Origin of the sequence: Megasphaera paucivorans, from assembly GCF_900103535.1 — a bacterium.
Lineage (GTDB): Bacteria > Bacillota > Negativicutes > Veillonellales > Megasphaeraceae > Megasphaera_A > Megasphaera_A paucivorans.
Map to the genome: position 1 here is coordinate 1 of NZ_FNHQ01000063.1, position 4179 is coordinate 4179.

Below are 4179 nucleotides of genomic sequence, written 5' to 3' on the forward strand. Positions count from 1 at the left end.
TGATGGATATTCATCGGGCTGTTGGCGAACTGGCACGGGCCGCCCGTGACAATACGCTGTCACCGGATGATCTGACAGGCGGTACCTGTACCATCAGCAATCTGGGCATGTACGGCTGCGATCATTTTACGCCGATCGTCAATCCGCCGGAAGCAACGATCCTCGGAGTATGCCGCACGGTAGATAAAGCCGTAGTAATAGATGGCAAGATTGTGATCGCTCCGATGATGAATGTCATCCTGGGGTATGATCACCGGGTAGTAGACGGAGCGTTAGCCGGATTAATCACATCGCGGCTCCGCGAATATTTGGAAAATCCGTTATTGTTACTCTAATTAAAAAAAGGAGGTAGTTATTATTGACAACTAATCTTACGATGCCGCAAATAAAAAAGAGCATCATTATTGTCGGAGTAGGCCCCGGCGGGTATGTAACTGTCATCAAAGCTGCCCAAATGGGAGCTAAGGTTTCCCTTATTGAAGCCGATAAAGTCGGCGGTACCTGCCTCAATATCGGCTGTATCCCAACGAAAGCGCTGATTCATGTCATTGGCTGCCTAAAAAGGAATAATTATTCATTAAAACGTTAATATATAAATTTTGTTTAGTGTCTCGTATTACATGTATCTAGCATTTTAATTTTTGCGGTGGACAGTAATTATTGATTTGTTTAATTTTACGAGGAGATGATTTTATGGAGAATAGTATTAATATAAAGTCTTTATACAGAAAAAGACAAATTCATATAATTTTGCCTGTATTTTTTGTATCCGTTATTGCTTTTTTGGATCGAGTCAATGTCGCGTACGCTGGAATGACAATGACCAAGGATTTACCATGGTTGAGTCCGGAAATTTTTGGTGCTGGCGCAGGCATGTTCTTTTTGGGATATTTCTTTTTTGAGATTCCAGGAGCTCTTTTTGCAGCAAAATTTGATGCATGTAAATGGATTGCTAGAATTATGTTTACGTGGGGACTTGTGTGTGGACTTCTTGCTTTTGTACAATCACCAACGCAATTTTATATTGTGCGTTTTTTACTCGGAGCCTGTGAAGCTAGCTTATATCCAGTAATTTACGCAGTATTATATCCCAGATGGTTTATGGCTAATGAACGAGCAGCAGCAATTTCTTTAATGTTAACATCTTTACCTGTTTCCAATATTATTGGAGCTCCCTTAGCGGGTGTTTTGTTGGAAATGCATCTTTTCGGATTACAGGGGTGGCAATCATTGTTTGTTTTGGAAGCAATACCGGCAATTATTTTTACATTTGTTTTTGTTTTTTGGGTTAAAGATCGCCCTAGTAAATCACAATGGCTTACGGATGAAGAAAAAGTTTATATGGAAAATGTTTATAAAAAAGAACAAGATGAAATTGCAAATGCTAAAAAATATACAATATGGCAAGCATTAACCGATAAAACCGTTTGGCGATTGGTTATAATTTATTTCTTCTGGGCTACTGGATTTTTGGGGTTTAGTTTCTGGATGCCACAAGTATTAAAAAATTTATCTGGATGGTCTACTTCTGTTGTTGGATTTGCATTAGTCATTCCAATGATTATCGCATTATGTGGACAACTTGTATGGGGGATGTCTTCTTCGCGTACCGGAGAAAAACGCTGGCATGTAGCAACGGCTATGTTTTTAGGTGCCATTGGTCTTGGGGGAGCTCCTTTTATTTCTAGTCCTTTACTTAGTCTCGTGTTTGTTACATTCGTAGCGGTGGGAATCAACGCAGCTATGGGCGTATGGTGGTCTGTTCCTACCACTTTTTTAAGTGGAGCGGCTGCAGCCGGTGCCACTGCTTTAATTAATTCTTTGGCGAATCTTGGCGGCTATTTTGGACCCTATATGTTAGGAATGGTAAAAACGTATACAGGAACAACTGATTTAGGATATTTTATTTTATCTGGAGGACTTTGTATATCTGCCTTGCTTATGCTTACATTAAAAAAAACAATGCCTACAGATAAAAATAATATCTAGCGTATGTGCTCTTTTTTGAATATAGAATATAAATTTGCACTAATATCAATAAACAGGGGATAATTAAATTAGCAAAATTAACGTTGTACGTAAGCTGTTAGAGCAGTTTTTGTCATGTCATTAGAATTTTATAGGATCATTGTAATCTATGCTAACAATATACTTGAAAAAACTGCTCTTTATTTAATACAAGGATTTAAAATTTATTTGTACAAAAAATTTATTCTCTATTTTTATAAAAATAACAAGTATGTACTATGTGAATTTTGGTCAAGTTCATCGTTTCATTTTTATTATTATTTAAAATAATATTACAAGTAATAGTAGTAGAATGGAGATTGCTATGAAAAAAACAATGAAATGTGTTATTAAATCTGCTTCAGGTGTAGGAAACATAAAATTGGTTGAACGGCCAATTCCAGAAGTTGGTCCTAATGATGTTCTTGTAAAAGTAAAAGCTGTTGCTGTTTGTGGGACAGATGTTCATATTATGGATTGGACTGAGTGGGCAGCTAAACGAATGAATCCACCTAGTATTATTGGACATGAATTTTCCGGTCAAATTATAAAAAAAGGAGAATTAGTTAAACAAGTTCAAATTGGAGATGCTGTTGCAGCTGAAACTCATATAGTATGTCATACGTGTGATCTTTGCCATAATGGATGTGAACATGTTTGTTATAATACTGAAACCATAGGGGCTAGTCGAGATGGAGCGTTAGCTGAATATGTGGCGATTCCTGCTGAAAATGCAGTTGTTTTTAAAAAGTTTGCTTCGTGGGAAATTTTGAGTTTAATGGAACCATTTGTTGCGGCTGTCCATGCAGTGACACAATTTTCGATTTCTGGAAAAACTGTGGGAGTTATAGGTTGTGGTCCGATTGGTTGCATGGGCATACTTATTGCAAAAAAATGTGGAGCTTCAAAGGTTATAGCTATCGAACCGATTGAACAACGTGGGAACAAGGCATTAGAAGTTGGAGCAGATATTTTAATAAATCCCATAACAGTCAATATAAAACAAGCAGTACAAGATGCTAATGATGGTGATTTAATTGATATTGTTTTAGATTTTTCTGGCAATGTAGGTGCTATTCAAGATTGTATGACATACATTAAACCTGAGGGGAAAATTGCAATTTTGGGACTTTCTGAGAAAAAAATGACATTTAAATTGGATGAATTTGTATATCGTGGATTAACTCTAAAAGGTATTGCTGGACGGCGTATGTATAGAGATTGGGAAACGGCGAAAGGATTATTAGCAGGTGGATTAGATCTTTCAAAAATTATCACACATAAACTACCCATGGTTGAATTTCAAAAAGGCTTAGAGCTTATGAAGACCGGAAAATGTTGTAAATGTGTTCTTATTCCGTGATTCATGTTATTTTGATAACGCTTTTTATCATAGTATTTAAATCTATAAGGAGATGTTGAAATTGGCAAAACACATAATGAAAACCATGGATGGAAATGAAGCGGCAGCATATGTCTCCTATGCATTCACGGAAGTTGCCACGATTTATCCGATTACTCCATCTTCACCGATGGCGGAACACGTTGATGTGTGGTCGGCGCAAGGGGAAAAAAATCTTTTCGGCCAGCCGGTTAAACTCATGGAAATGCAGGCTGAATCAGGCGCGATAGGGGCCTTGCACGGAGCACTTGAAACCGGATCTCTGGGGACGTCTTATACCGCTTCACAGGGACTGATGCTGATGATTCCGGTAATGCATCGTATTGCCGGGCAGTTTAAACCGGCTGTCCTTCATGTGGCGGCTCGTACCGTTGCTTCTCATGCTGTGTCTATTTTTGGGGATCATTCTGATGTTATGGGGTGCCGAAATACAGGGTGGGCCATGTTATGCAGTTCCAGTGTTCAAGAAATTATGGATCTTGCTGGAGTGGCACATCTTTCCACGATTAAGGGACGTGTGCCTTTTCTGCATTTTTTTGATGGATTTCGGACATCTCATGAAATTCAAAAAGTTGAAGTTATGCCATATGATGAATTGGGCAAATTGATTGATAAAGAAGCACTGTATGATTTTAAGCATACCGCCCTTAACCCGGATCATCCATGTATCCGCAGCTGTGTTAATAATCCTGATATTTTTTTCCAAGCACGGGAGGCGGTCAATGAACATTATATTAATCTCCCTGATATTGTACAGTCCTATATGGATG

At 38.2% G+C, this 4179-nt stretch carries 4 protein-coding genes and 1 pseudogene; all 5 read left to right on the forward strand.

Annotated features, from left to right (window positions below; translation table 11 throughout):
* Window positions 1-335, forward strand: a 335-nt coding sequence (locus BLR11_RS13745; RefSeq protein WP_091653240.1) for a 2-oxo acid dehydrogenase subunit E2, incomplete at its 5' end; no start/stop codon positions are given.
* 23 nt (window positions 336-358) lie between these two features.
* On the forward strand, window positions 359-589 hold the full coding sequence (locus BLR11_RS14645) for an FAD-dependent oxidoreductase (RefSeq protein WP_281240858.1): 231 nt from the start codon (window positions 359-361) through the stop codon (window positions 587-589).
* Window positions 590-693: 104 nt separating this feature from the next.
* Window positions 694-1989, forward strand: a complete 1296-nt coding sequence (locus BLR11_RS13755) for an MFS transporter (protein WP_091653243.1) — start codon at window positions 694-696, stop codon at window positions 1987-1989.
* A 343-nt stretch (window positions 1990-2332) separates the two neighbouring features.
* The gene (locus BLR11_RS13760; protein ID WP_176763019.1) at window positions 2333-3370 is read left to right on the forward strand and encodes an alcohol dehydrogenase catalytic domain-containing protein; all 1038 of its coding nucleotides are present in this window, start codon (window positions 2333-2335) and stop codon (window positions 3368-3370) included.
* A gap of 61 nt (window positions 3371-3431) precedes the next feature.
* A pseudogene (locus tag BLR11_RS13765) lies at window positions 3432-4179 on the forward strand (pyruvate:ferredoxin (flavodoxin) oxidoreductase); the annotation flags it as partial.

Bases quoted from the DNA above. Each gene is read 5' to 3' on its own strand.
- BLR11_RS13755 (WP_091653243.1), top strand. From the start codon at position 694: ATGGAGAATAGTATTAATATAAAGTCTTTATACAGAAAAAGACAAATT.
- BLR11_RS13760 (WP_176763019.1), top strand. From the start codon at position 2,333: ATGAAAAAAACAATGAAATGTGTTATTAAATCTGCTTCAGGTGTAGGA.